At 55.4% G+C, this 24319-nt stretch carries 24 protein-coding genes; 14 read left to right on the forward strand and 10 right to left on the reverse strand.

Going from position 1 to position 24319, the window contains the following annotated elements:
- Positions 1-103: 103 nt before the first annotated feature.
- Entirely contained in the window at positions 104-2485 is a 2382-nt protein-coding gene (locus LUQ43_RS02575) for a response regulator (RefSeq protein ID WP_299963495.1), read from the forward strand.
- Complete coding sequence (locus tag LUQ43_RS02580; protein WP_299963497.1) at positions 2482-3606, forward strand: response regulator; 1125 nt, start codon at positions 2482-2484, stop codon at positions 3604-3606. The genes LUQ43_RS02575 and LUQ43_RS02580 overlap by 4 nt, the downstream gene beginning before the upstream one ends.
- 79 nt (positions 3607-3685) lie before the next feature.
- Here LUQ43_RS02580 and LUQ43_RS02585 read toward each other — a convergent pair whose 3' ends face one another.
- On the reverse strand, positions 3686-4603 hold the full coding sequence (locus LUQ43_RS02585) for a DUF475 domain-containing protein (RefSeq protein ID WP_299963499.1): 918 nt from the start codon (positions 4601-4603) through the stop codon (positions 3686-3688).
- Between the two features lie 141 nt (positions 4604-4744).
- Between LUQ43_RS02585 and LUQ43_RS02590 the strand changes: the two genes are divergently transcribed.
- On the forward strand, positions 4745-5398 hold the full coding sequence (locus LUQ43_RS02590; RefSeq protein ID WP_299963501.1) for a DUF2115 domain-containing protein: 654 nt from the start codon (positions 4745-4747) through the stop codon (positions 5396-5398).
- A 112-nt stretch (positions 5399-5510) separates the two neighbouring features.
- Positions 5511-5852, forward strand: coding sequence for a hypothetical protein (locus LUQ43_RS02595; RefSeq protein ID WP_299963503.1), 342 nt, complete (start codon positions 5511-5513; stop codon positions 5850-5852).
- Positions 5853-5936: 84 nt separating this feature from the next.
- On the opposite strand, the gene LUQ43_RS02600 is transcribed toward LUQ43_RS02595, so the two are convergent.
- Positions 5937-6200 (reverse strand): UPF0147 family protein, encoded by a 264-nt coding sequence (locus tag LUQ43_RS02600; RefSeq protein ID WP_299963505.1) that lies wholly within the window; start codon positions 6198-6200, stop codon positions 5937-5939.
- A 78-nt stretch (positions 6201-6278) separates the two neighbouring features.
- Here LUQ43_RS02600 and LUQ43_RS02605 point away from each other — a divergent pair, with 78 nt between their 5' ends.
- Both LUQ43_RS02605 and LUQ43_RS02610 read left to right on the forward strand, forming a co-directional pair.
- A complete protein-coding gene (locus tag LUQ43_RS02605) occupies positions 6279-6731 on the forward strand; it encodes an Sjogren's syndrome/scleroderma autoantigen 1 family protein (RefSeq protein ID WP_299963507.1) in 453 nt (150 codons plus the stop codon).
- A 179-nt stretch (positions 6732-6910) separates the two neighbouring features.
- Entirely contained in the window at positions 6911-8140 is a 1230-nt protein-coding gene (locus LUQ43_RS02610; protein ID WP_299963509.1) for an MFS transporter, read from the forward strand.
- Positions 8141-8563: 423 nt separating this feature from the next.
- Here the strand turns inward: LUQ43_RS02610 and LUQ43_RS02615 are convergent, their stop codons facing one another.
- The 3 genes from LUQ43_RS02615 to glyS form a co-directional block, all read right to left on the reverse strand.
- A complete protein-coding gene (locus LUQ43_RS02615) occupies positions 8564-10801 on the reverse strand; it encodes a DEAD/DEAH box helicase (protein ID WP_299963511.1) in 2238 nt (745 codons plus the stop codon).
- A gap of 229 nt (positions 10802-11030) precedes the next feature.
- A complete protein-coding gene (locus LUQ43_RS02620; RefSeq protein WP_299963513.1) occupies positions 11031-11345 on the reverse strand; it encodes a hypothetical protein in 315 nt (104 codons plus the stop codon).
- A gap of 762 nt (positions 11346-12107) precedes the next feature.
- Complete coding sequence (gene glyS, locus LUQ43_RS02625; RefSeq protein WP_299963515.1) at positions 12108-13829, reverse strand: glycine--tRNA ligase; 1722 nt, start codon at positions 13827-13829, stop codon at positions 12108-12110.
- Positions 13830-14141: 312 nt separating this feature from the next.
- Here glyS and LUQ43_RS02630 point away from each other — a divergent pair, with 312 nt between their 5' ends.
- From LUQ43_RS02630 to LUQ43_RS02645, 4 genes are all read left to right on the forward strand, one after another.
- Positions 14142-14750 (forward strand): response regulator receiver protein, encoded by a 609-nt coding sequence (locus LUQ43_RS02630; protein WP_299963517.1) that lies wholly within the window; start codon positions 14142-14144, stop codon positions 14748-14750.
- A gap of 127 nt (positions 14751-14877) precedes the next feature.
- On the forward strand, positions 14878-15540 hold the full coding sequence (locus tag LUQ43_RS02635) for a metal-dependent hydrolase (RefSeq protein WP_299963519.1): 663 nt from the start codon (positions 14878-14880) through the stop codon (positions 15538-15540).
- Positions 15541-15642: 102 nt separating this feature from the next.
- Positions 15643-15768 carry a hypothetical protein gene (locus LUQ43_RS02640; protein WP_299963521.1) on the forward strand — a complete coding sequence of 42 codons (126 nt, stop codon included), beginning with the start codon at positions 15643-15645 and terminating at the stop codon, positions 15766-15768.
- Between the two features lie 73 nt (positions 15769-15841).
- Positions 15842-16189: a hypothetical protein gene (locus LUQ43_RS02645; RefSeq protein WP_299963523.1), complete on the forward strand. Its 348-nt coding sequence runs from the start codon at positions 15842-15844 to the stop codon at positions 16187-16189.
- 5 nt (positions 16190-16194) lie between these two features.
- On the opposite strand, the gene LUQ43_RS02650 is transcribed toward LUQ43_RS02645, so the two are convergent.
- Together LUQ43_RS02650 and LUQ43_RS02655 are read right to left on the reverse strand one after the other, a co-directional pair.
- Positions 16195-16533 (reverse strand): STAS domain-containing protein, encoded by a 339-nt coding sequence (locus LUQ43_RS02650; RefSeq protein ID WP_299963525.1) that lies wholly within the window; start codon positions 16531-16533, stop codon positions 16195-16197.
- Between the two features lie 179 nt (positions 16534-16712).
- Entirely contained in the window at positions 16713-18101 is a 1389-nt protein-coding gene (locus LUQ43_RS02655; protein ID WP_299963527.1) for an MFS transporter, read from the reverse strand.
- Positions 18102-18345: 244 nt separating this feature from the next.
- Between LUQ43_RS02655 and LUQ43_RS02660 the strand changes: the two genes are divergently transcribed.
- The 3 genes from LUQ43_RS02660 to LUQ43_RS02670 all read left to right on the forward strand — a co-directional run bounded on the left by LUQ43_RS02660 (position 18346) and on the right by LUQ43_RS02670 (position 20549).
- Complete coding sequence (locus LUQ43_RS02660) at positions 18346-19326, forward strand: PEGA domain-containing protein (RefSeq protein ID WP_299963529.1); 981 nt, start codon at positions 18346-18348, stop codon at positions 19324-19326.
- Between the two features lie 96 nt (positions 19327-19422).
- The gene (locus LUQ43_RS02665; RefSeq protein WP_299963531.1) at positions 19423-19650 is read left to right on the forward strand and encodes a hypothetical protein; all 228 of its coding nucleotides are present in this window, start codon (positions 19423-19425) and stop codon (positions 19648-19650) included.
- A 98-nt stretch (positions 19651-19748) separates the two neighbouring features.
- The gene (locus LUQ43_RS02670; RefSeq protein WP_299963533.1) at positions 19749-20549 is read left to right on the forward strand and encodes an RsmD family RNA methyltransferase; all 801 of its coding nucleotides are present in this window, start codon (positions 19749-19751) and stop codon (positions 20547-20549) included.
- 11 nt (positions 20550-20560) lie between these two features.
- Here the strand turns inward: LUQ43_RS02670 and LUQ43_RS02675 are convergent, their stop codons facing one another.
- Entirely contained in the window at positions 20561-21628 is a 1068-nt protein-coding gene (locus LUQ43_RS02675; protein WP_299963535.1) for a class I SAM-dependent methyltransferase, read from the reverse strand.
- Positions 21629-21806: 178 nt separating this feature from the next.
- Between LUQ43_RS02675 and LUQ43_RS02680 the strand changes: the two genes are divergently transcribed.
- Positions 21807-22319, forward strand: a complete 513-nt coding sequence (locus tag LUQ43_RS02680) for a GNAT family protein (protein ID WP_299963537.1) — start codon at positions 21807-21809, stop codon at positions 22317-22319.
- 93 nt (positions 22320-22412) lie between these two features.
- On the opposite strand, the gene LUQ43_RS02685 is transcribed toward LUQ43_RS02680, so the two are convergent.
- Positions 22413-23624 (reverse strand): ABC transporter permease, encoded by a 1212-nt coding sequence (locus LUQ43_RS02685; RefSeq protein WP_299963539.1) that lies wholly within the window; start codon positions 23622-23624, stop codon positions 22413-22415.
- Entirely contained in the window at positions 23621-24298 is a 678-nt protein-coding gene (locus tag LUQ43_RS02690) for an ABC transporter ATP-binding protein (RefSeq protein WP_299963540.1), read from the reverse strand. The genes LUQ43_RS02685 and LUQ43_RS02690 overlap by 4 nt, the downstream gene beginning before the upstream one ends.
- Positions 24299-24319 lie beyond the last annotated feature (21 nt).

Consider the following 24319-nt stretch of genomic DNA (forward strand, 5'->3'; position numbering starts at 1 on the left):
ACCCCAGTCAATCCCCGTTCCGGTATCTTCGGTATTTTAGCGCAATAAATAAATTATTTAAGGATATCGGCTGTTTTATTCATATACCTTGGGGGATCGTCTGATGGATAACAATGGCAGGAGAGAGCAAGGATATACTCCCACAACTATAGGCAGTCACCGGTATACTGCCGCAAAGGGAAATGATCGCCCTGCCATTGCTGTCCTGTACGTTGATGACGAACCCGTCCTTCACGAACCTACGAAAATATCTCTTGAGAAACGGGGCCACATTACTGTTGATACAGCCGGAAGCGCAAAGGAGGCGCTGGAAAAACTCAAAAAACGTTCCTATGATATCATTGTCTCCGACTACCAGATGCCGGAAATGGATGGCATCGCCCTTTTAAAGCACCTGCGGGAGAGCGGGAACACCATCCCGTTCATCATCTTTACCGGGAAAGGACGGGAGGATGCGGTGATCGAAGCCTACAATGCCGGTGCCGACTCGTACCTGGCCAAGGGCGGCAACCCGAAAGCCATGCTCCTCGATCTCACCCACAAGATCGAACAAACCGTCACCCGGCACCGGGCCGAGAAGGCGCTCATCGCAAGCGAGGAGAAGTACCGGACCCTTGCGGATTTCCTGCCGGTCATGGTTTTCGAGGCCGATCGCCAGGAAAACGTAAGGTTTGCCAACCGCCTCACTTACCCGACGTTCGGTATTGACCCGTCCGATGTCGAGGCAGGCATCAGCGTGTTTTCATTCGTTGCCCCGGAGGAATGCCTGACTGCAAAGGAGAGCCTGCTGAAACTCTTTGCCGGCGAAGAGCGTGGTCCTCAGGAATACACCCTGATGCGGAAGGACGGGAGCCGTTTTCCGGCAATGATCCGGGCAAGTGCCATCGTTGATGCGAATACCGGCATCTTTTCCGGGTTCCGCGGCGTGATCATCGACCTGACAGAACGAAAACAGAAAGAGGAAGCATTGCGGCAGAGCGAGACCAGTTATCACGGGCTGTTCAACGCGGTCAAGGATGGGATCTGGATTCTTGATGCAAAGGGATTGTTCCTTGACGCAAACCCGGGAGCCGGTGAGATGTTTGGCTATCCCCATGAGTTCTTTTCCGGGGATATCCTTGACCGGATTTCCGCCCCGGGCAAAAACGACCTGGCACATATCAGGGAGATCGTGGACAAGGCGTTCACTGAAGGCCCGCAGCAGTTCGAGTTCTGGGCACAGCGGGAGACCGGGGATATCTTCCTTGCCGATGTGCGGCTGTACAAGGGCACCTATTTCGGCAAGGATGCGGTCATCACTCTCGTGGTCGATATCACGGACCGGAAACGGGCCGAGGACGCTCTCCAGATGGCCTATACCGACATGGAGCAGAAGGTTCAGGACAGGACCCGCGAACTGAGCACGCTCACCGCCAGTCTCCAGACCGAGATCGCGGAACGCAATCGTGTTATGGAGGCACTTACCGCAAGCGAGGAGAAATACCGCTCCCTCGTGGAACAACTGGGAGATATTGTCTTCCATATCGACCAGAACGGCCATCTCACCTATATCAGCCCGCACGTGCTGACAGATATGGGGGTTGACCAGGATAATTTCCAAAAAATCAATGTCTATGACCTGGCGCCACTCCCCTACCTGGAAACGATCAGGAACTATCTTGACCCGATGCTGCCCACCCACGGGCAGGTCTCGGGGTTTGAACTCGAATTACCCATGACTCTACCCGGCAAGGGCACAATCTACGAGATTAACGCCACCCCGACGTACGATAAACACGGGGATTATTCCGGATATTCCGGGATCGCCCGGGACATCACCGAACGCAAGAACCTCCAGAACAAGGTGGACGCCTCCTTAAAAGAGAAAGAGATCCTCTTAAAAGAGATCCATCACCGGGTCAAGAACAACATGCAGGTGATCTCCAGCCTCCTCAACCTCCAGGTCAAGCTGATGAAGGATGAGAAGAGCCGGGATGCGCTTCTGGAGAGCCAGACCCGTGTCATGTCCATTGCCCTTGTCCACGAGAAACTCTACCAGTCCAAGAGTTTTTCCGAGATCGATTATTCCGATTACCTCAAAAAGATCTCGGAGAACCTGCTCCAGTCGTATGGTGTTCCCCGGGGAAAGATCCAGATCGTGATCCATGCGGACAATATTGTCCTGCCCATCAGCAAGGCCATCCCCATCAGCCTGATCATCAACGAGCTCCTCTCAAATTCCCTGAAATATGCGTTTCCGGGAGAGCGGAAAGGGGTGATCACGGTGGAACTGAAAAAGACCCGCCTTGAGTATTCCCTGGTTGTCCGGGATAACGGGGTCGGGCTTCCCGGCGAGATCGACCTTGATAACATCGAGACGCTGGGGCTTCAGCTTGTGAACTCGCTCGTCGGGCAGATCCTTGGCTCGATCGTACTGGATCGGACGGGTGGAACAGAATTCCGGATCGGGTTTTCCACGGAACCCGCCGGGGGGGATCAATTATGAGTGATGCAACTATCCTGATTGTTGAAGACGAGGCCGTTACCAGCATGGATATCCGGAAGAGCCTGATCGAGATGGGCTATTCCGTCTGCGCTATCGCAACCACGGGTGAACTGGCCGTACGCAAGGCCGGGGAACTGCACCCTGACCTTATCCTGATGGATATCATGCTGGCCGGCAAGATGAACGGTATCGAGGCTGCCGAAGAGATAAAAAAACAGTTCCGGATCCCGGTGGTCTATCTTACGGCCTACAGTGACGACAGTTTCCTTGCAAAGGCCAAGCTCACCGAGCCGTTCGGGTATATTCTCAAGCCGTTCCGGGAACTGGAACTGAAGACCACCATCGAGATGGCGCTCTATAAATTCGCCATGGAACACGCGCTGCGCATCAGTGAGGAGACCACCCGCGTGCTGCTCAATGCAACCGAGGATTTCCTGTTCCTGATCGACACAACCGGCAGGTTTCTTGCGGCAAACACCTCGCTGGCAAAACAGGCCAATAAGAGCGTCCACGATTTTATCGGGACGGATATCTCGGATCTGGTGGTGCACGGGGTTCTGTCGCCCCGCATGGCAGCGTGGAACCTGAACCGGACCCAGAGAAAACCGGTCCATTTCCAGGAAGAGTTCAGGAACAACTGGTTCGATACCTCCATCTACCCGGTCACCAATCCCGAGGGGGACGTAGTGCTCTTTGCCGTTTCGATCAGGAACGTGACGGCAAAGAAGAAAAATGAGGAACAGTCGCGGCAGAACGCGGAGTTCTTCCGGTCATTGATTGAGGATACGTCCGACATTATTGCCATCCTGGACAAGGACGGGACGATCCGGCACGAGAGTCCGTCGATCACCAGAACCCTTGGCTTTGGCCCGGAGGCCCTTGCGGGAAAACCGTTCGCGAGCCTGGTCATGGAGAGCGATGTACCGGCACTGGAGAGGATCATTGAAGAGATCCTCGAGAACCCCTGCATGGTAAAACCGATCCGGCTGCATATGAAGAAACCGGATGGAACCTCATCGTGCATGGAAGGGATCATCAGCAACCTGTACGGGAACCCGGTCATTGACGGGATCATCCTCAACGGCTGGATTACCGCAGAATCATCCCCCGGCGTCCGGTGACCCGCTGCAGTGCGGGGAACGGGAATCCTCCTGGGTTCCCTTCTTAAATAAACCGTGCGACCCTTTTTTATGGTCCTTTTCAGGCACTCTTCGGGATTGCCCGTATGGACTTTGCGAAGAAAAATCCGACGATGCCAAAGGTGATGATCGGGGATACCCAGAACGGGATGGCAATGCCGAAACTGTCCATGATCATGATGATCCCGAGGAAGAAGATGGAATACATGGCGCCGTTCTTGAGGTAGAGGTACTTCTTGATGTTCTCGACATTCCTGATGGTCAGTTCCCTGACTACGAACGCTCCCAGGCCGTTTCCGATCAGGATCAGGGGGACTGCCATCGTGAACGCAAATGCCCCGACAACCCCGTCGATGGAGAACGTTGCATCGATCACTTCGAGGTAAAAGATCTTGCTCAAGTCCGTCATGTTGCCATGGAGCATCTTCTTCTCGGCCTGCTCGGCATTCTGCCGGAAGCCGTGGACAATGAAGAAGGCAGTGGACCCGACCACCGCCCCGAATGCAACCATCGTGTTATAGTCAAGGGCAACCCAGACCAGAGCGGCAAGGATGATGGATACAACCGCAAAGAACCAGACACCCTTGGATGAAAAGAACCGCTCACCCTTGAGCCCGAAGTTTTTGTCCTCTAAAAAGAGCCAGTGGAAGAAGAGGAATATGAGGAACGTGCCCCCGCCCATCAGCAGAATGGGTGCGGACTGCTCGATGGCTGCAATCACCAGCGGATCACTGGAGAACGTTGCCGTCAGTGCACCGATGGGGCCAAGGGAGGGAGCCGAGAGCCAGACGATCAGCCATGGGAGAAGACCGCGGACCGCAAAGACCGCAAAGACCAGGCCCCAGAGGAGAAACCAGCGTTTTGCACGCTCGCTCATCGTGGAGAGCACCTCCGCGTTGATGATGGCATTGTCTATGCTGGTGATGGTCTCGAACAGGCACAGGCCGCCTATGATCAGCACGATGGAGAGGATGTCCATGAATCAGGATCATATAGTATGTCCCCGGGCATTAACATTTTCAGTGCTCTTCCAGTCCCTTAAGGGGATACCAGGGCCGTCGTAAAACCCTAAACCTATTTCTGGTGCCCGGGCAAGAGATATACAACGAGGCCGGACCGTATGGGAGGCGAAGAAATAATTGCCGGATATGGAGATGCCGATCCTGCACAGGTCGGCGGAGGGATTCGCCGGATCGCAGAGATGATCCAGTCCGCCCGGACCCGGGGCGAGCTGGGTATCATTCTCTCCCGCGAGGTGCAGGTCTATTCCCTTTTTGATCTCCAGATCATCGGCGGAAGGCTCAATGCCGAGATCGAGAACCTGCCCTCCCCCTACCGGGAAGCCGTTGCCCCCCATTTCCGTAACCAGCTCTTCGGGCAGCATCACCGCCTGCTCTCCCTGTATCACAAAGGGGAATATGACCGTATGACAGATCCCATCCACGATCGGGAACGGTTCGATAAATTCTGCAGTATGCTGCCGGAGGGCAGCCTCGCGTGGGATGATACCAGCGAGCGCAATCCCTATTTCCGGAACCCGAAGAACCGGCTCTTCTATTACCTGATCGCCGCGTTCACCATGTTCGTCCTTGAGGAGCCGGGTCACCCGGTGGGCATGCCGTTCCCCGGCGGGTTCAGGGTGGAGCAGCGGGGCAGTGAGTACTATTGCCTGATCCGGGACAAGGAAAAAGAGATCTTCTATTCCATCTGCAACTTCTGCCCGGCCCGCCAGAGCGAGGAGCCGGGGCAGCCGGCATCGAAAAAACAGAAATGATCGTATATTGCTGCTGCTCTTCACCATCGCTGGAATCGTGGTCGAAAACATGCGAAGCCGAGCTGGTCAATAGCAGAGAAAGCATATCTTGCCCCATTCAAGAGATGTACCTATGACTGAAAAACGCGGGCTCCTTTACACCCTCGCCCTCTTCAAACAGCGCTATGCCCGGGGATCTTCCTGGACCCAGATCGTGCTAAACTTCGGTATCATCACCGCGAACGCGAAACTCTTTGAGGACTTCTTCCTCATCCATTTCGGGTTGAACCTTCCCGAGGTTATCGTCCTCTCGGTGCCCTGCTACATCATCATCTGTTATATCATCGGGCACTTCGATGAGAAGAGCGGGTTCTGGCAGATCGAGAATAACCTGAACTACCGTGTCGCGCCCTACTCCGAAGAGATGCTGACAACGATACGTGAGATCAAGGATACCCTGAAGAAGAACGATTGAGCGATCTCCCCGTACATGCACGCGTCCAGAATCCCCGAACCGGTAATGGAGGAAGATATGCGAAAAAGAGGATACTATTCTTTTTTAGTCCAGCGGGATGGTCTCCAGCTGCGACACGAGCTCCCAGATCCGGGTCCGCGCATGGATGGGCATATTGGGATCATTGGAAATTTCATCGATTTTCGAGATGGCTTCTGCGGCGCGCAGCCCCATTGCCTTGGTGTTGTTTTGGAGCAGCACCCTTGTCTCATCGGCGACCCGCCGGATATTTCTCGGTATTGAACTGTCCTCCTGAATGTGCTGCAGCATCAGGATACAGTTTTCCATTGTTTTTTCTGCATTTGCCATGGTAGTGCCTACCTTGTACCTGTAGTTAATATGCGGAACCGGCATATATAGTTTAAATAACAATCAGACGGTGACCTGATGACTTCACGAAAAGAAGACGAAATTATGGCTGAATGCCTCCTCAAGGGAGGAAAAATGCTCGAAAAGAGCTGCAAGACCTGCGGGTGCCCGCTCTTTGAAGTCAAGGGCAAGACACTCTGTATCGTCTGTGCAGAGAATGAAAATGCAAAGAAAGCGGCGGCGCCCGTTGCGCATGCACATGCCGGCCATGAACACGGCTGCGGGTGCGGGGAAGAGCACGGGACGCATCACCACGAACACGACGATGAGTGTGGATGCGGCGTGGATCACGATGAGGATACCTGCACCTGCGGCGACGAAGAGGGCGGGCTCCTTGCAGAAGAGATCGCAATGACGATCCACGCGCTCTGCGAGCGGATCCACAATGAGAAGGATCCGGAGAATGTCCTTGCCCTTATGCAAGCCGTGAAGGCCGGGACCGAGTCGCTCGAGATTCTGTGCAGGTTATAGGGATATTCCCTGTACCCTTTTGCTTTTTTCCCGTTTCTTTAAAGTTCCCCGTTGTCGGTGATTTCACCCGCAGGATTCCCGGTCCGGGCTACCGCCAGAGCGGGGATGGTTGCGGCAGGGCCCGGATTGCATCCGGTATCGCTGGTTTTTAATCCATGACCCCCGGAACTGACTTGTACATGCCCCTGGATCAGAACGTGACGGATGTGCGATCAAGGCCTGATCGTATCCTGGTGTTCTATCTCTCCCTGATCGGGTTCTTTGCGATCTTCTCGACCACCCTCTCGAAAAATCCCGTGCTCCCCCTCTTTGTCCAGGCACTTGGCGGCGGGGATACGCTTCTTGGTCTCATCGCTGCTGTTTCCCCGCTCGCCGGCATCCTGTTCTCTTTTCCTGTAGGTGTAATATCGGATCGCCTCGGGAGACGGCGCCTGCTGGTCATTGCCGGCCTGGTCTTCCTGACAGCACCCTTGTTGTATCTCCTCATCACCGACCCGCTCTGGCTGATCCCGATCCGGTTTTTCCACGGCACGGCCACTGCAATTCTCGGACCCGTTGTCTCCGCCATCATTGCCGAACGGTTCCCGGCAACAAAGGGCGAGATGCTCGGCAGGTATTCTTCTGCAACTCTCATCGGCCGGACACTCGCCCCTCTTGCGGGAGGTATCATCCTCTCGGTTTTCATGTTCATGCCCGGCCTTTTCCCGTACCGGATGGTATACATTGTCGCGGCTCTTGCTGCGGTTCCCGTAATGTACCTGATCCTCCGGTACCGCGAGGAGAAGCCCGGCTTGCTGGATCTCCCGGGTTTTTCGGTGTTCAAAGAGAGCCTCGTCACATTCGTTGCCAACCGGAGCCTGAGGGCGACCGCGATGGCTGACATGGCGACCTACTTTGCCTTCGGTGCCTTTGAGACCTTCCTGCCGGTCTATCTCTTCTCCCTTCACTTCGAAGCCTGGCAGATCGGCGTCATCTTTGCAGTCCAGGTTTTGATCATCGCCGCAACAAAGCCATTCTTTGGCAGGATCGCGGACCGTGTCGACAAACGTTACCAGATTATTGTCGGTCTCCTCGTTACGGGAGGTTCGGTTGCTGCGGTCCCCGTTGTTACGGGCTTTGTGATGATTCTTGCCGTGAGTGCCGCGTTCGGGCTCGGGATGTCGTTGTCCACCGTGGCGACCAGCGCCTACATTGCCGATGTTGCAAAAAAAGAGGAGATCGGCGCCTCGATGGGAGCCCTCTCGGCCATCATGGATATCGGGCATTCGGCCGGGCCGCTCGTCACCGGTATCATCATTTCGCTTGCCGGTTATTCCTCGGGTTTCTTTGCAGGATTTGTGCTTGCTCTGGCAGCAGCCGGGATCTTTTTGGTGTCAGTGAAGGACCGGAGCGGGAAAATTATCGGTTAAGGTGGGGGGGGTCTGCCGCAGACCCCCCTCTCCAAACGTGGGATGTACGCAGTATTGCACACCAAATTCTGCATCCATTTCAGTATGTTTCCGGTGTGAGTGGGTTGTGGAAGGACTACCCAGAAATGATCAGGGGGATCTGATCCAGCCAAAGGGGGGAGGGGTCTCGCGGATACCCTCCCACCCCCATGCAGGTGGGGGTCTCTTGTGTTTTAAAAAAATATGGAGGGGGGGTATGGTGGAGACCCCCCTCTCCAAAAGTGGGATGTACGCAATATTGCACACCAAATTCCACATCCATTTCAGTATGCTTCCGGTGCGAGAGGGTTGTGGAAGGGCTACCCAGAAATGATCAGGGGAGGTCTCCTGTGTTTTGAAAAAAAGTGGAGGGGGGTATGGTGGAGACCCCCCCTCCATTTTTATTCAGGTGTATTCCTTCCGGCAGATCTCGAATATCTTCTCCGCGGTCTTCTCCCCAATCCCCTTCACCGCAGCAAGTTCCCCCTGCGATGCGTTCACAATCGCCTGCACCGAACCGAAGTGCGAAAGCAGCAGCCGGGCATTCTTCATCCCGATCTCCGGGAAAGCGGAAATGATGTATTCCTGCTCCTCCTTCTGGGAGCGGTAGGACTTGTGCGGGTGGACCTTGCGCTCGCCCCGTTCGCTCTCCTCACGTTTTGCCAGGACGAAGAGCATCTGGGCGGTGTCCTGCTCGTCCTTTGTGTAGATCAGGGAGATTCCCATGTCAACCGTGATCGCGGCAAGCACGCCGCGGATTGCATTCGGGTGGATGTCCCGCTGGGTGAAGAGATCGCCACCTTCGATGATCAGGACCGGTCGCGGCACTGCCTCGGCCATCACCTTGAGCTGCCCGAGGAGGTCGCGTTCGATGAGCGTGTCCACAAAGTCCCGTGCGGTCTTACGCTCGATGAGGATCCGGTCGCCGATAGCATAATCCCCATGGGGGAGGCGTTCGAGCCGGATCATCATGTCCATACCAGAGAGGACCTCGACCACTTTCGACGAGGTCTCGCGGTCGTCGATCACGATCTTCGGCCCCGGCACGGCGAACTCCCCGATACTGGCCTGTTCAGAAGGAAGCGGTTTTGGCACGGATGCAAGCGAATTGCCAATCGTCCGCATGCTCTTGTGCATCATCTTCTCCTTTGTCACGCTGACATGGCTGAAGACCTCATCGGAGGTTCCCCTGGTTACGAGTACGACAACTCTTCCCGCACCCGAGCGTCCCGTCCGGCCCTTGCGCTGGATGGAGCGGATCTCGGAGGGGACCGCTTCGTAAAAGATCACGAGATCGGTTGAGGGGACATCCAGTCCTTCTTCTCCGACAGAGGTTGCGACGAGCACTTTGAACTCCCCTTCGCGGAACCGGGTCAGGGCCGCGATCTGCTTCTTCTGGGAGAGCCCTTTCTCCGCATCCTTCGTCGCCTGCCCGACGAAACGCTCGCTCACGATCCCGTGTTTCGCAAGGAAATCCACGAGGAGCTGCACGGTGTCCCGGTACGTGGCGAAGAGGATGATCCGGCTGTCCGGTGATGCTTCGAGCTGTTCGCGAACAAGGCCGAGAACTACCCCGGGTTTCGGGTGGAGCTCGTGCGTCCACTCAACGGATCGGGCGAAGAGTTCGCGGAACGATGCATCCTGTGCAAGGCGCTGGCTTGCCTTGCTGCCCCCCGGACCCGTGCCTTCGGCAACGAGCTTCGCAAGATATCCTTTGAGCACCTCGCTCCCCTGCGATTCGGCAAGGGTGACCGCGTGCTTCAGTTTCATGCACTCCGCGTATACGGATGCCGCGGAGTATCCCGCAGGATCGCGGTTTGCGATCCGCTGCTGGATCTGGGCATTGATCGCGTTGAGCTCCTTCATGCTGAGTTTCTCGCGTTTCGGCACGGTGAAGTGGAGCGAAGCGAGCAGGGCCAGGCGGTCCTCGATGAGGCTGTTGATGGTCTGGATCGCAGCCTTGAGATCCGGCGGGAGATCGATCGGGATGTAATCGAGATCGCGTTCGAAGACGTACGGCCTGACATCCGGGTCGTTCTCGGTGCGGGTCTCGACATGTTCTATCCCGAGGTTTGCGCAGACCTCCTGCACCTTCTCCTGCACTCCCCCGGGGGATGCGGTCATGGCGAGAAGGAGTGGTTTGTCGGCAGTTGCAAGGTAGCGCTGGGCGAGGAAGACATAGGCATAATTCCCCACGGCCCGGTGGCACTCGTCCACGATGAGCAGGGAGACATCCGCGAGGGTGTAGCGCCCGGCAATGAGATCGTTCTTGATCACCTGGGGGGTGGCGAGGATAACGGAAGCCCGGTTCCAGTCGGCAGTCCGCTCATCCGGAGGGGCCTCGCCGGTGAACATGACAAACGGCGAGGCCTCTGAACCTTCGGGGCTCTTGGCAAGCAGGTAGCGCTCGAAATAGCGTAGGTGCTGCTCCACGAGCGGTTTTGTCGGGGCGAGCATGAGCACCCGGCCTCCTTCGTTGTAGAGCCGGGACGCGGCTACAAGCAGGGCAACGGCGGTCTTGCCAAGCCCGGTCGGGAGAATAACCATCGTGTTCCCGTCGAGCGCCTTCATCGCGACCGAGAGCTGGTACTCCCGCTTCTCAATCGAGTCCGGTTTCACCATGGGGTGGCTGATGAAGGTCATGTAACTGGTGAGAGATTTGGTGTGCTTGGGTAATATAGGAAATTGTGAGCGGGAAAAGAATTCAAGACTTTACGGTTGTCACACTCTGGAATAATGAGGGCTCCCCGCCTCAGGGCCTCTCCGAGGCACAGCGGGGCAATTACCTCTTGGATTAAGGGATAGTTGATGGCGTCACTTTGTCAACGTCTACCAAAGTCCGCGACAAAAAATATTTGAACCCCTTTTTTTGTTACAGAGATTTTGGAAGATGTGATGATAGAAACGCTACCCACTGCTCTATACATTCTTTTGCCAAATCGATCACTTTCATCTGATTTCCATTCTCTAAAGTTATTAATAGTCCCAGTCCGACTTTCTCTCCCGATACTGTCACATATTCACGCATTCTGAAATCTTCACCACTTCTCGGGTTTCGTTTATCATCGATTCCAAAATGCTTCGTACCGTTAGCGATATCGGCGCAAATTGAGAGTGAAGGTGTTTGATTAATAAATGCCTCAATCTCCCGTCTGGGAATATCTGTTTCCTTAATGATGTAGTCCATTAGGTGATAACAGAAGATGAAAAAAACAAGAAATTCATCGACGCTCATTTCAAGAGAAATTGGTCCTTTTTGTTCACCGGAATCCAATTCACATATTCGGTTATACCATCGTTCAACTCGTTCTGTATGAATGTGTAAACCTTCATTCTTCGGAAGATGTCCCATTAACGGCATTTGAATCACTTAGTTCGATTGATTTTTTACGGAATATCGCGGATATCTTCTCGTGCTATCTCTTTGCCATCGGTATTCCTCGTGAGAACGATCACTGCTCTAGAACCCCTCGTCAGAGATGTTGGTAGCGAGTCGAAGACAACCGGATGACCTTTTTTTAGCGTTAAAATTCCTTCTGGAAAAGGTAAAATGTAGTTATCCACTTGACCCGGAAACATTAGTGTCATTGTTACTTCTGAAGCACTAATCGTCTCTCCCTCGTTTGATATTGAAAGAATTAGTTGGCTGAAACCGTGACCGTTAGCTGTCATTGGGTGCCGTATTCTCTCTAATACCACATCGATCTTGAATTCATCTGAACATTGAGGCATATAAGTAGCGCATTTTCATTGTCGTATCATAGCCTTGTCGGATACGTGGTGTGAAAGTATTGTTGATCCGTGAATTGAATGGTGTTTGATCCGCCGCGGGGGCGCCCCTTCGGGGGCGGCGGCGTCCATCGCTAATGGGGGTATGGGGGCATCAGCCCCCATTATCATTCAGAGCATTAGCCTCTGAAAAATCGTATGGGAAAAAAGTATTGAGATATCACTCAAGCGATGCGAACGTAATGCTCCCTTCAACGAGAGCACCGAGCGTCTCCGGCAGCTTATCGATAGCAATCCGCACCTGCTTCATGCTGTCCCGGTCCCGGAGCGTGACGGTATTGTTCTCCTTCGTATCGTAATCCACGGTCACGGCAAAGGGAGTACCGATCTCGTCCTGCCTGCGGTAGCGCCGGCCTATCGCCCCGCTGTCATCGTACTCGGCGAGGATACCCCGCTTGTGGAGCGTGCGGGTGATGGTGTCAGCAATGGTGTCGAGCCCGTCGCGGGTCATCAGCGGAAAGACCGCAACCTGCACCGGTGCAACCTTCGGGGAGAACCGCATCACGGTACGGGCTTCGCCATCTGCGGTGTCCTCGTCATACGCCTGTTCGAGAACCGCGTAGCACATCCGGTCAATACCATACGAGGGTTCAATCACATGCGGGACAATATCCTCGCCCCGCACATCGATGACCTCGTCCCGGACTTCGAACAGGTTTGCCGGAATGTGGATCTTCTCGCCATCGACCACGACATCGGCACCATCGGCGGTAGGTGTCGAGACTGCAAGGGCATCGAAGATCGCTTTTGCCTTGTTCCGGTACTGTTTCCCGAGCACCCCCATGTTGGGGATGATCCGCCGGCGCTGGACCTTCTTCGGCTCTGCGTACTGGATGAAGACCGTCATCGGGGTTCCGCTCGCTTTTGCATGGGCATTGAGATCGTAGTTCGTGCGGTCCGCAAGACCAACGGTTTCGACCCAGCCGAACCGCTCGGAGTGGATCTCGGCATCCCAGCAGTCCGTTGCGTAATGCGCACGCTCATCGGGGAGGTGCTGCCGGAACCGGAGCCGGTCGGGCTTGATCCCGATCGTGACGAGCATCTCGTGGGTCAGGGCCACGTAATACGCGAGGTATTCGTTTGCGATAACCCCCTTGTCAACGGCCTCCCGCATCGAGAGGGTGACCGCTTCTTCGCACTTCTGCTGCTGACCCCAGGTGAGGAGCGGCATCCGGTAATCGGCATACCGGTGGAACCGGGGGTGCTTGTTCTTCTCGTCCGGGTGGACGAAGATCTCTGCTTCCGCCTGCGTGAACTCGCGGAGCCGGATCATGCCCTGGCGGGGAGAGATCTCATTCCGGTAGGACTTGCCGATCTGGACGGCGCCGAACGGGAGCTTGTCGCGGTAGAACCGGAGGAGCCGGGTAAAGTCAACGAACATACCCTGTGCGGTCTCGGGGCGGAGGTAGCCGACCCGTTGCGAGTCCGGGCCAATCGAGGTCTTGAACATCAGGTTGAACCCGAAGACCTCGACATTCCCGAGCACTTCTTCGCAGGCAAGGCACTTGCAGGTAGCAAGGGCAGCTGCGAGTTCCTGGTTCTTCATGGTTGAGGCGTTCTTGACCCCGCCGCCTTCGGCCACATGGTCTGCCCGCAGGAATTCCTTGCAATGCGGGCACTGGCACATCTTGTCAGCGAACCCGGCAACATGGCCGGATGCGATAAAGACGGCTTCCTGCGCGATCGTCGGGCACTCGATCTCATAGTATCCTTCGCGGATAACATAAAAATCCCGCCAGATATCCTCGATCCGCCGCTTCATCATCGCGCCGAGCGGCCCGTAGTCGATAAAACCCGCAACGGCACCGTAACATTCGGACGTTGGCCAGATGAAACCCCGGCGTTTGGCAAGTTCCATCACGTTTTCAAATACATCGCTCATGGTGATCACGCATTCGTTCCCATACTGTTGCACTACTGGCGACAAAAAGACTCTGATGCGTGTGTGACAGGGAAGATGGAAAATATGCGCTCCCGGATCCATTTTCATCATGTTGTGCACGGGCAGCATTGATCGGAAGTGCACCCGTGTGTATACAAAGCGGCGTTTTTTCCGGTGAATGAGTACAAAAGATACTATCTGCCCGGAACAATTTAACACCAATTTATACGTCTTTTGGTCAAACGACGTGTAAAGGAAGCATTAAATAGTTGGTGAAGTATTGTATATCCTAATCCCAATACGGGGTATGCAATGACCGAAGACAAACGCAAGGCACACCTTCTGAAGCTCTTCAGTACCATGTCGGGCAAGACCAAGATCGTCGAGCCCATGAAGAATATCCATGGCACGTTAAGAGACAGTGATGCAATAGAACGCGAGGTCGCTCTCGTCATGAGAGAGATCACGGAACAGGGGATCTTCAAGACCTCTTTACGGCCCATCCAGCTTGCCAAGCTTGTCACGTCATTCTATATGAGCAAGAATGACACCGAGATTGCCCGCGAGCTCGGGGATGAGAAACTGAGTAAGACCGTTGCCCGCGCCCGGGTCCGGCTCAAGCTCTTCCGTGAACTGGACTTCAAGATGCCCTTTGACAAGGCACAGATGGAAGCACTGGTCGAATCCGGCAAGACCATGAAAGAGGTATCCGAGGAACTTGGCGTAAGTCCCTCGACCCTCCGCGAATACCGGCACGTCATCGAGGAGCAGGAAGATCCTACCATCGATCCCTACATCGACCGGATCCGCGATGTTATGGAAGACCGTGACCTCACCGAGCAGATGACCCGCAGTGCCACTGCTGACAGCCTCGGGGACTCTATCGATATCACTGAAGCCGAACTGATCGATGTGACCTAAAAGGGCTATTCCCCGGCAAGGCCAAATATTTTTTAGTGGTGGTGCTCTCGCGTTCCTGCCTCGTTTTTTGTAGTTTTTCATACGGGCAGAGGATAATATTCATTCGGGAGTAATCCGATCTGCATATATGCAACTCACCTGGCTCGGCCATTCCTGCGTACTTCTGTCAGGCTCGAAAAAAGTCCTGATCGATCCCTTCATCGAAGGAGGGAGTGTCGCTGCTACGAATCCCGATCTTGTTGCCATCACCCATGGGCACAGCGACCATATGGGAGAGGCCGTGGCACTGGGGAAGAAGACCATTGCCATCACCGAGATCGCACGGTATCTCAAGGCAAACGGTGTCCCGGCGGAGAGCATGAATATCGGCGGCACCCAGGTTGTCGACGGGGTCTCGTTCACCATGACACCGGCCATGCATTCCACGTCCATTGAAGAGGCGGGGATGGGTTTTTCGGGAGGTGCCCCGGCGGGTTTTGTTATTGGCCTTGACGGGATCAGGGTATACCATGCCGGCGATACCGGGCTCTTCTCCGACATGAAACTGATAGGCGATCTCTACCACCCGGATGTCGCGCTCCTCCCGATCGGGGGACGGTACACGATGGGTGTCACCGAGGCGATGATGGCGGCAAATTTCATCGGGGCAAAGACGGTCATCCCGATCCATTACAATACGTGGGACCGGATCGCTGCCGATACGGATGCCCTGAAAAAAGGAATTGAACGGACAACGGATCTCCGTGTGAGGGTTCTTTTGCCCGGCAAGAGTCTGGACATTACCCCGTAACTGGTCTCCTTCCCGATCTATCCCAACGGGAGTCGGGGGCAGTCAGCAGAATTATCATAATACCGGTGCCTGCATTGTGGCACTCACGGATTCGGAAAAGCCATGTCAAACTGCCCGAAATGCGGATCAAAAAATACGGAATGGACTGACTGCAAGACCGTCAATAACAAGACGATTGTGGTCTGTGTCTGTTCTGACTGCGGTCACACGTGGGAACAGCCGCTCTGATTGTTACGTCATTCAACCGGCATTTTTAGAAACCTTTTCATGTCCTGTATCCCCACCAGTATCGTGATAACGTATGGCTATGATACTGGAATCGCTTTCAATCCCCCTGGTTAACCTGGTATTGTGCATAATAATTGTCATTTTAGGTATCCTCTGTTTCAGGAAGAGCGGCGAGATGCTGCCCGCTTTCATCGGGGCGGCATTCGGGCTGTTCGGGATCTCCCATGCGGCAACGCTTGCAGGGCTGGCTGCTTCCCTTGAACTCCCCCTGATCATTATCCGAACCCTCGCTTACGTCCTGGTGATTGTCGCACTCTGGCAGCATCTGAAGAACAGCCTGATCCAGAAAGAGACCCGGCAGGGATGGGTGGATTACTTCAAGAGTGAGACCGGGCAGGCAGACGGGGAAAAGAGGACCTGACCCGCTCACGTCATTTTCTGTAGTGCATCTTCCCGGGATTTACAAATGGTAAAGATACTCGTGAACCCGGCCATGTCGAAAACCTTGTAAACCGGTGGCCCGACCTCCACAAGCACGACTCGGCCCCCGGATTTCATCATGTCCCGGGTAACCTGAAGCAGTACCTTTAAGCCTGCGCTGGCGATATACCCGGTCCGGGAGAAATCAAAGATAACCTTATTCTGTCCCGTGTTTTTGAGGATCTGTCGGAGTTCCGATTCCACGTCCGGTGCAGTGTTGGTATCAAAGCGTTCCGGAACCGTGACAACACAGGTGTCACTGATGGTTGTTGTTTCCAGGGTCATGGAAATTCCTGTGAGAGAATTGGATCCTGGGATAATTAAAACACATAGGCCTGGTTCGCGAACACGGAAACCTGGAATGATTGAGGATTGCACGTGCTTTGGGGTATCTGCCGTGTGTTGATCGTGGCCGGTATTGTCAGGCACTGTCTTTCACCCCGGCTTGCCACATTACCGGTGCATCACGCGCAGCGGTCTCCGGGGCCTTCGATGACAGTATACCGGACCAGGGAGAAGAAGATCCCCGCAATGCAGAGCACGGCAGAGATGCCAAAACAGATCCGCATGCTGTCCAGGAACTCCGGGTAGAGCAGGGGAGTGATCTGCGCATCTCCGATGAAGATCGCAAGGACCATCATGGCAATACCCATCGAGAGCATCTGGCCTACGATCCGCATGGTCCCCAGCGTTCCTGATGCAACCCCGTATCTTTTCTTATCAACCGATCCCATGATGGCATTGGTGTTTGGCGATGAGAAGAGGCCAAGACCTATGCCGAGGATGATGAGGATGAGGATGAGCTCGGGAATGGTTGTCGCGGTATCGACCAGCAGGAGACAGACAAGCCCGAGGGCGGTCAGCCCCATCCCTGCCGAGGCGATCTTGCCCGGGTCTATCCGGTCGGAGAGCCGGCCTGCAACCGGGGAGAATAATGCCTGGGCAACGGGCTGGACCACGAGGAGCATCCCGGCCTGCTGCGGGGAAAAGTCCTTGATGTACTGGAGGTACAGGCTCAGAAAGAACGTAACCGCAAAGGTTGCGCAGTAATTGATCAGGGCAGCAAGGTTCGAGAAGGCGAAGACCCGGTTGGCGGTGAACAGGCTGACGTCCAGCAGCGGGTACCGGATACGGAGCTCGCGCAGGATGAACCATGCGAGGATCGCGCTGCCGGCGATAAGAAGTATGATCCCGGTGATATCGGGCAGCAGGGAAAAACCGTACATAACGCAGACCAGGGCAAGGCCATACTGGATGGCCCCCTGCGTATCGAACGGCTCTCCCCGGGAATCCGCCCATTCGTCCTTCAGGAAGAGCAGGATCAGTGCAACGGCAAACAGGCCTACCGGGATATTGACGAGAAAGATGCTCCTCCAGCCGAAATACTCCGTCAGGATCCCGCCAAAGAAGGGCCCCGTTGAGAGACCCAGGTACACGGCGGTGGTGTAAATCCCCAGGACCTTGCCCCGTTCGCATGGCGGCGTTACCGATGAAAGGATGGCGACTGCGGTCCCGAAGATCATCGCCCCCCCGAATCCCTGGAGTACCCGCACCAGGATGATCATCAGGGATGAAACCGAGAAGATCATCAGGATGGAGGCAAGCGAGAAGATGAAAAGGCCGGTGGTGAAGATTTTTTTTCTGCCGTAAATATCGGCGAGCCGTCCGAACGGGAGGAGAAACACTCCTGACGCGAGCAGGTACGCGGTGGCAATCCAGCTCATCTCGATGGCATCCATCGCATATTCCCCGCCAATGCTCGGGAGGGCAATATTGACTGCTGAAAGGTCGAATGGTGTCAGGAATCCGGCAAGGAGTGCGATGAAGAGTGCGATATCCCGTGTCCTGATCATGGTTGTTATCTCTCCGTTGGTGCCAGAGGGTATTAAGAAATGCTGGACCCGTTCAGGCCCCCTCTACCGGAAAAAACCTGTATATCCTTTGGCCCTGCTGCGAGGGGGTGATTTTCCGATAACATCCCTGAATCCTTTCTGGAACTGATGAGTCTGATATTCCGGGGAAATGCCAGCCGTATTGGTTTTATTGTACGGGTATTGTAAAGATTAATGCGACAGGAAGTAAAATACAAGTAATATTATGGCTCACATCCGCAGATTTCCCGCAGGACTCCTGGTTCTGGCTGCCTGCCTGTTCCTTGCCGGAACTTCCGCAGCAGGAGTGGGTATCCAGGCATATTCCGGGGATACCGTCCCGCTCTCGGGATATTCCCCGACAAGCAATACCGTGTATCTCTTCCTCACCGGCCCCAACCTCCCGGTGAACGGTGTTGCCCTCAACGACATCACCAAGCGTGCTGATCAGGGAGGTTTTACCACGGTCTCGGTGACTGGCGAGGATGACAGCTGGAGTTACAAATGGCACACGAACAGTCTCAACGGGCACCTCGATGACGGGACGTACACGATCTGGGTTGTGAACAGCCCGAGTGACCGGTCAAACCTGCAGAATGCCGAGTATGCCACCATCTCGGTCACGCTGGGATCGCCAACCATTTCCGTGAATTCCGGGGTTACCATAACCCCGGTAACGCCGGCTTCTTTTGCCATCAGTTCTGAGCCGAATGAGTCTTCTGTCTCCATCAACGGCCAGTACCGGGGGAAAACCCCGCTCGTTGTAGATAACCTGAAACCGGGAACGTATGAGGTGGCGGTCTCGAAATTCGGATATACGCCCTATTCGGACTCGATCAATCTTGGATCCGGTGAACAAGGAGTGGTCCGTGCCACGCTCCCCGCAGAGCGCGGGACGATCATCGTCAACTCAACCCCGGCCGGCGCACGGGTATCGCTCGATGGTGCCGATGCCGGTATATCCCCGGTCACCCTCCCGAACGTGCTGCCGGGCAACCATACGGTCGCCCTTGCTCTTGACGGGTATGTCCCCTTCGAGCAGCAGGTTGCGGTTACTGCCGGCACGACCAGCCCGCTGGAGATCCAATTCACCCCTGTCTCGATCATCCCCACCCTGCCGGTGAAGGCCCCGGGCCTTCTGGCAGGAACACTTGTCGGGCTTATGATGGCTGCAGTCCTGCTCTCTATCAGGCCCCGGTCCCGATAACCCGGTCTCATCATCAGCACCCGGTTATACCCTCCTGCGTGGACCGGGTGCGACAGGGATTTATATCCGAGAACAGGCAACCGGTTAGGAGAGAGTATGAACACGTTCGATCTCCTTATGATCCTCGCGCTGGGTATCCTTGCCGGAACGATTGCCGGCCTCACCATCGGATATGCAGCAAAACGCCAGAAGCCTCAATGGTCGCAGATGACCCCCAGGGAGAAGACAACCAATATCGCCCTTGTTCTCTTCTTTTCAGCGGTCTGTTGTGCAGCTCTTGCAGGGTACGAGCTTTTCTGGACTGCCGGCGTCATTACCCCATGAATAGCCCGAAGGACTGATGATCCTGTCCCCCGGGTAACGTCCTAATCCCGGGCCAGTGTTTTTTTTATAGGGTATCCTGCCGTATATTTCTCCGGACCATGCGCCTCAAAGATCTTCTGAAAGGATCCGTTCCGGATGATGCCCTCAGCCGTTTCTCCGGCCACTTCGATGTGATCGGGGATATTGCCATCGTCACGATTCCTCCTGAACTTACGGCTTACAAGAAGATCATCGCCGAAACGATCCTGGCCGGCAGGAAGAATATCTACACGGTGCTCAACAAGGTGCAGAAGGTCAGATCGGATGCCCGGACCGCCAGTTACGAGGTCCTGGTAGGCGACACCACGATCACCCGGTACCGGGAGTTCGGATTCCAGTACCGCTTTGACGTCACGAAGGTGTTCTTCAACAGCCATCTTGCCTACGAGCGGATGCGGGTGACCGAACAGGTCGAGCCGGGCGAACGGGTCCTTGTCCCCTTCTGCGGGATCGGACCCTTTGCCATCCCGGCCGCCGCAAGGGGCGCCCGGGTTGTTGCGATTGAACAGAACCCCGAGGCATATGCATGGTTAAGGGAGAACATCGCGCTGAACCATGTCCGGGATGCGATCACTCCCATCAACGGGGATGCACGCGATACATCACACCTTGCGCAGCAGCGCTTTGACCGGATCATCATCCCCACTCCCTATGGCATGGACGGGATTCTCGATACCCTCGCACCCTATGCCGGCAGGGACGGGATGATCCATTTTTACACGTTCAGGGCAGCCAATGAGATCCCTGCGCTGGTGGATGAGTTCACAACGAGAGGATTTGAGATAACCTTCCAGAATACCTGCGGCAACGTGGCGCCGGGCATCAAACGCTGGGCATTCGATCTGGTCAAAAAAGGGTGATTATCGATCGCTCATTGGTTTCTTGCATAGTGCATGGTGAAGAGCGTCACGTATTCGTCGGCATAACAGGATGAATCCGAGCGGAGGGAGAACTCCGGTGCAAGACTGGACTCGAACAGATCGTGCCACTGGGTCCGGAGCATGTGGTATTCCGTGCGTTCTCCTCTCGGCTGGGTCAGGAGCGAGGCAACTTCGGTCATGAGAAAGGAGTCGATGCAGTCCGTGACGATCTCGACCGGTGCATCGTGGGCATAGACAAAGTCCATGATCCTGCCATAGGACTGGTATACGGAGAGCGCAAGTTCCGGTGAATGGATATCCGGCGTATCGTTGTTCGCATCCATCTCGAAGAGGAGGAAGTGGTCGATCCACGGTTTGAGCCGTGCGAGGTGGACGCGTTTGTCCTCGACCGGCATGTGGTGGTAGGCCAGCGAACTCATCGCAATATCGTAATGGTGGCTGATGGATGCGGAGCAGTCCTGGATCCGTGCATTCTCCGCGGTTATGGTGATTCCCGGGTGGGCCCCGGAGATTGTCTTTTTCGCCAGTTCGATCATGGCCGGGGAGGAATCAACGAGAAGGACCTCGTCGATACTGTCTGCCTTGCCCGTTTCGATAACCTGGGAGAGGACTTTCGCGGTCAGGGATCCGTCGCCGCACCCGATGTCCATGAACCGGAGGGGGTGGTCGAACGATGGCAGGGAGTGGGCAAACTGGCGGACCAGGTGGCTGCGGGCCTCTTTCATTATCGGGACCCCGGCGAAGTGGATGTACGGGCGGGGGTCTTCGAACGCCACCGCCGGTTTTACCAGTGTCCCGTTGTGCCGCTGGAGGAAACTCATGAGGAATGCCGCCGAGAAGAGCCCGTCTTCCTCGCACATTGTCGCGGCCTCCAGCCACTCTGTAGCACGCCGGTTCTGTCCCTCTGCCGCGAGCCGGACTCCGATGAAATACTCGAATGCCGGGATCAGGTTCGGGCGTATCCTGTCCTCGTACTGTGCCGGCGTGGCGTTACTATGAGTGATTTTGTGGGCATATTCTGCCCATGCAGTTTTTTCATCGTCTGACAGGAACAGCATGGTTGCTCTCTTTTTGGTATCGTTTCTTTTTCATGATGTTTATGCGTGATGATTAAAAAAGGGGAATTACCTGAATTGACTCGGGGGTCTGCTGGTACCGCTGAGGAACGCGATTCCATCCGTCGCGAACATTAATCCTCCGGCGGGAGAGACATCTCTGTACGAGTTGTTCAGGATTATGCAGATCATCACCCCGACATCTGTTCTCCGCGACTGGACAGAACATGACGCCCCTGCGCTTGTACGTCATGCAGACAATCCCCGGATTGCGGCAACCATGCGGGATGGCTTCCCCTCCCCCTATACTATCAGCGATGCACACCGGTTCATCGCCATGGCAACAGCACCCGGCCGGCAGCTCTTCCTTGCCATTGAAGTGGATGGCGAGGCCTGCGGGGGTATCGGCATCAACCCGCTGGAGGATGTTCACCGGGGTTCTGCCGAGATCGGGTACTGGCTCTCTGGATCATTCTGGGGCCGGGGAATAATCACCGATGCGGTACGGGCGCTTGTGCCGGTTGCGTTCCGGCAGTATGATATTGTCCGGCTCCAGGCGTGTATCTTCTCAAACAATCCTGCATCCATACGGGTTCTTGAGAAATGCGGATTTGTCCGCGAAGCTGTCCACAGGAATGCCATCACGAAGAACGGCGTGATTATGGACGAAATTGTGTATGCAGTATTGCGATAAAAAAGGGGGGTTATGCCGGATGGTTGTCATTCCGGCGATCCGGTTGATAACCGGCCCTGCCCCGGGAGAGTCGGGCCGAGGATATGTGTTCTTCTAATCACTCCGCAGTGCCTCGATGGGGTCGAGATTTGCTGCCCTCCATGCGGGGTAAACACCCGAGACAATGCAGATGACAATCCCGATAGCCATCGATACCGGGACATAGATCAGGCTCGCGAAGGTAAAGAAATACTTCGTTGTCCCAACCATGGCAAGTACGACGAGCCAGCCTAAAATAACGCTCATGATCGCCCCGATGATGGCGCCGACCAGGCCGAGGATCACCGCTTCATAGATGAACATCCGGAGCACCTCGCTCTTCCGCGTACCGATGCTGCGCAGGATGCCGATCTCACGGATCCGCTCGGTAACTGACATCATCATCACGTTGAAGATCGAAGTTGCAGCCACAAGCAGGGATATGCCGGCAATTGCCATGACAAACGTCGTAAGGGTGCTGACCGTTGACGTGATGCTCTCCATCATACGGCTGCTGTCCTGCACCTGGACCTCGTCCTCCTTGCGGTTCAGCTGGTCCTCAATGGCCTCGGTTGCCGTGTCTGCATCATCAATGTCGTAGAGGATAACGTTGACCTGATCGTACTCGCCTTCCCCGCCATAGAGGCCGGTATATGCCTTCTCTGTCATGATGATCGCATTATCGCTGTTGAGATCCATGGACATACCCTTCTCCTCAAGGATGCCAACGACCCGGACCTTCTGGATGATTGCCTCTTCATCGTCCTCGTCACCGATGGTGATACGGCTCCCAATTGTGAGGTCATTGTTCTCGGCAAAGGTCGGGCCGACAACAACCGCATTTGATGTCTGGGGGAGTGTTCCGTTAGCAACAGTCAGGATAGTTGCCATGTCTTCATCCCGCATGCCGTAGATAGTTGCTCTGCGCTCCTCGTCCCCGATCTTGATGGTATCGGACTCCTGGTAGAGCGGGTAGACATTCCCATACTTCCCGGCAGCCCGTTCAATATCATCAAACTGATCCTTGTCGATATAATCGTCATCACTGGAGCTTCCGCCGCCCCCCATCATTCCCCCCCCGCCGCCCCCGCTGTCTGGTTTCACGACTAGTACGTTGGCCATTGCGGAGAGTTCCTCGGTAACCGACATGGTCATGTTTGCCCCCATCATCCCCATGGACGAGATGGCGACAACACCAATGACGATGCCGATGGCTGCGAGCAGCGAACGGAGAAAATTAAGCCGGATACTCCTCACCGAGATCTGGAGGATGATATCTTTCTTCATGATTCCACCTTCCCGTCCTTGATCCGTATCGTCCGTTCCGCCTGTGCACCGATGGACGGGTCGTGGGTGACGATGATGACCGTCCTGCCCTGATCGTGAAGGGCAGTGAGCATCGCCATGATCTGTGCGCCGGTCTTCGTGTCCAGGTTGCCGGTAGGTTCGTCGCAGAGGAGAATATCGGGGTCGTTGATGAGGGCACGCGCTATGGCGACCCGCTGCTGCTGTCCCCCGGAGAGTTCGGCAGGCTTGTGTTTGGCCATGCGTTTATTGATCCCCACATCGGCGAGCAGCTTGCTGACCCGGCCGGTGGTATCGTTGCACCGGTGCTTGAGGATATAGGGATACTCCACGTTTTCATACGCGGAGAGGAGCGGGATTAAATTGAACTTCTGGAAGATATAGCCGATGGTATTGAGCCGGAGGTCGGTGAGTGAATCATCAGACATCTTCCTGATGTTCCTGCCGGTAATGCGCAGGATCCCCGAAGTAGGGACATCCAGCCCCCCGATCTGGTTGAGGAGGGTAGACTTGCCGGAGCCTGAGGGCCCCATGATGGCGACAAACTCGCCTCGCTCGATCCTGATCGAGAGGTGGTCGAGCGCCAGCACATCCCCTGAAGGGAGCGGATAGATCTTGCTCACATCGGCCATTTCAATGACCGGTACTGTCGTCATGGTTCTGCCATCGGAAGACCG

Source organism: Methanoregula sp., from assembly GCF_028679125.1.
Classification (GTDB): domain Archaea; phylum Halobacteriota; class Methanomicrobia; order Methanomicrobiales; family Methanospirillaceae; genus Methanoregula.

What these genes read in the sequence shown, in the direction of transcription:
- LUQ43_RS02575 (WP_299963495.1), top strand. Translation starts at nt 104, where the DNA reads ATGGATAACAATGGCAGGAGAGAGCAAGGATATACTCCCACAACTATA.
- LUQ43_RS02580 (WP_299963497.1), top strand. Translation starts at nt 2,482, where the DNA reads ATGAGTGATGCAACTATCCTGATTGTTGAAGACGAGGCCGTTACCAGC.
- LUQ43_RS02585 (WP_299963499.1), bottom strand. Translation starts at nt 4,603, where the DNA reads ATGGACATCCTCTCCATCGTGCTGATCATAGGCGGCCTGTGCCTGTTC.
- LUQ43_RS02590 (WP_299963501.1), top strand. Translation starts at nt 4,745, where the DNA reads ATGGGAGGCGAAGAAATAATTGCCGGATATGGAGATGCCGATCCTGCA.
- LUQ43_RS02595 (WP_299963503.1), top strand. Translation starts at nt 5,511, where the DNA reads ATGACTGAAAAACGCGGGCTCCTTTACACCCTCGCCCTCTTCAAACAG.
- LUQ43_RS02600 (WP_299963505.1), bottom strand. Translation starts at nt 6,200, where the DNA reads ATGGCAAATGCAGAAAAAACAATGGAAAACTGTATCCTGATGCTGCAG.
- LUQ43_RS02605 (WP_299963507.1), top strand. Translation starts at nt 6,279, where the DNA reads ATGACTTCACGAAAAGAAGACGAAATTATGGCTGAATGCCTCCTCAAG.
- LUQ43_RS02610 (WP_299963509.1), top strand. Translation starts at nt 6,911, where the DNA reads ATGCCCCTGGATCAGAACGTGACGGATGTGCGATCAAGGCCTGATCGT.
- LUQ43_RS02615 (WP_299963511.1), bottom strand. Translation starts at nt 10,801, where the DNA reads ATGACCTTCATCAGCCACCCCATGGTGAAACCGGACTCGATTGAGAAG.
- LUQ43_RS02620 (WP_299963513.1), bottom strand. Translation starts at nt 11,345, where the DNA reads ATGGACTACATCATTAAGGAAACAGATATTCCCAGACGGGAGATTGAG.
- glyS (WP_299963515.1), bottom strand. Translation starts at nt 13,829, where the DNA reads ATGAGCGATGTATTTGAAAACGTGATGGAACTTGCCAAACGCCGGGGT.
- LUQ43_RS02630 (WP_299963517.1), top strand. Translation starts at nt 14,142, where the DNA reads ATGACCGAAGACAAACGCAAGGCACACCTTCTGAAGCTCTTCAGTACC.
- LUQ43_RS02635 (WP_299963519.1), top strand. Translation starts at nt 14,878, where the DNA reads ATGCAACTCACCTGGCTCGGCCATTCCTGCGTACTTCTGTCAGGCTCG.
- LUQ43_RS02640 (WP_299963521.1), top strand. Translation starts at nt 15,643, where the DNA reads ATGTCAAACTGCCCGAAATGCGGATCAAAAAATACGGAATGGACTGAC.
- LUQ43_RS02645 (WP_299963523.1), top strand. Translation starts at nt 15,842, where the DNA reads ATGGCTATGATACTGGAATCGCTTTCAATCCCCCTGGTTAACCTGGTA.
- LUQ43_RS02650 (WP_299963525.1), bottom strand. Translation starts at nt 16,533, where the DNA reads ATGACCCTGGAAACAACAACCATCAGTGACACCTGTGTTGTCACGGTT.
- LUQ43_RS02655 (WP_299963527.1), bottom strand. Translation starts at nt 18,101, where the DNA reads ATGATCAGGACACGGGATATCGCACTCTTCATCGCACTCCTTGCCGGA.
- LUQ43_RS02660 (WP_299963529.1), top strand. Translation starts at nt 18,346, where the DNA reads ATGGCTCACATCCGCAGATTTCCCGCAGGACTCCTGGTTCTGGCTGCC.
- LUQ43_RS02665 (WP_299963531.1), top strand. Translation starts at nt 19,423, where the DNA reads ATGAACACGTTCGATCTCCTTATGATCCTCGCGCTGGGTATCCTTGCC.
- LUQ43_RS02670 (WP_299963533.1), top strand. Translation starts at nt 19,749, where the DNA reads ATGCGCCTCAAAGATCTTCTGAAAGGATCCGTTCCGGATGATGCCCTC.
- LUQ43_RS02675 (WP_299963535.1), bottom strand. Translation starts at nt 21,628, where the DNA reads ATGCTGTTCCTGTCAGACGATGAAAAAACTGCATGGGCAGAATATGCC.
- LUQ43_RS02680 (WP_299963537.1), top strand. Translation starts at nt 21,807, where the DNA reads ATGCAGATCATCACCCCGACATCTGTTCTCCGCGACTGGACAGAACAT.
- LUQ43_RS02685 (WP_299963539.1), bottom strand. Translation starts at nt 23,624, where the DNA reads ATGAAGAAAGATATCATCCTCCAGATCTCGGTGAGGAGTATCCGGCTT.
- LUQ43_RS02690 (WP_299963540.1), bottom strand. Translation starts at nt 24,298, where the DNA reads ATGACGACAGTACCGGTCATTGAAATGGCCGATGTGAGCAAGATCTAT.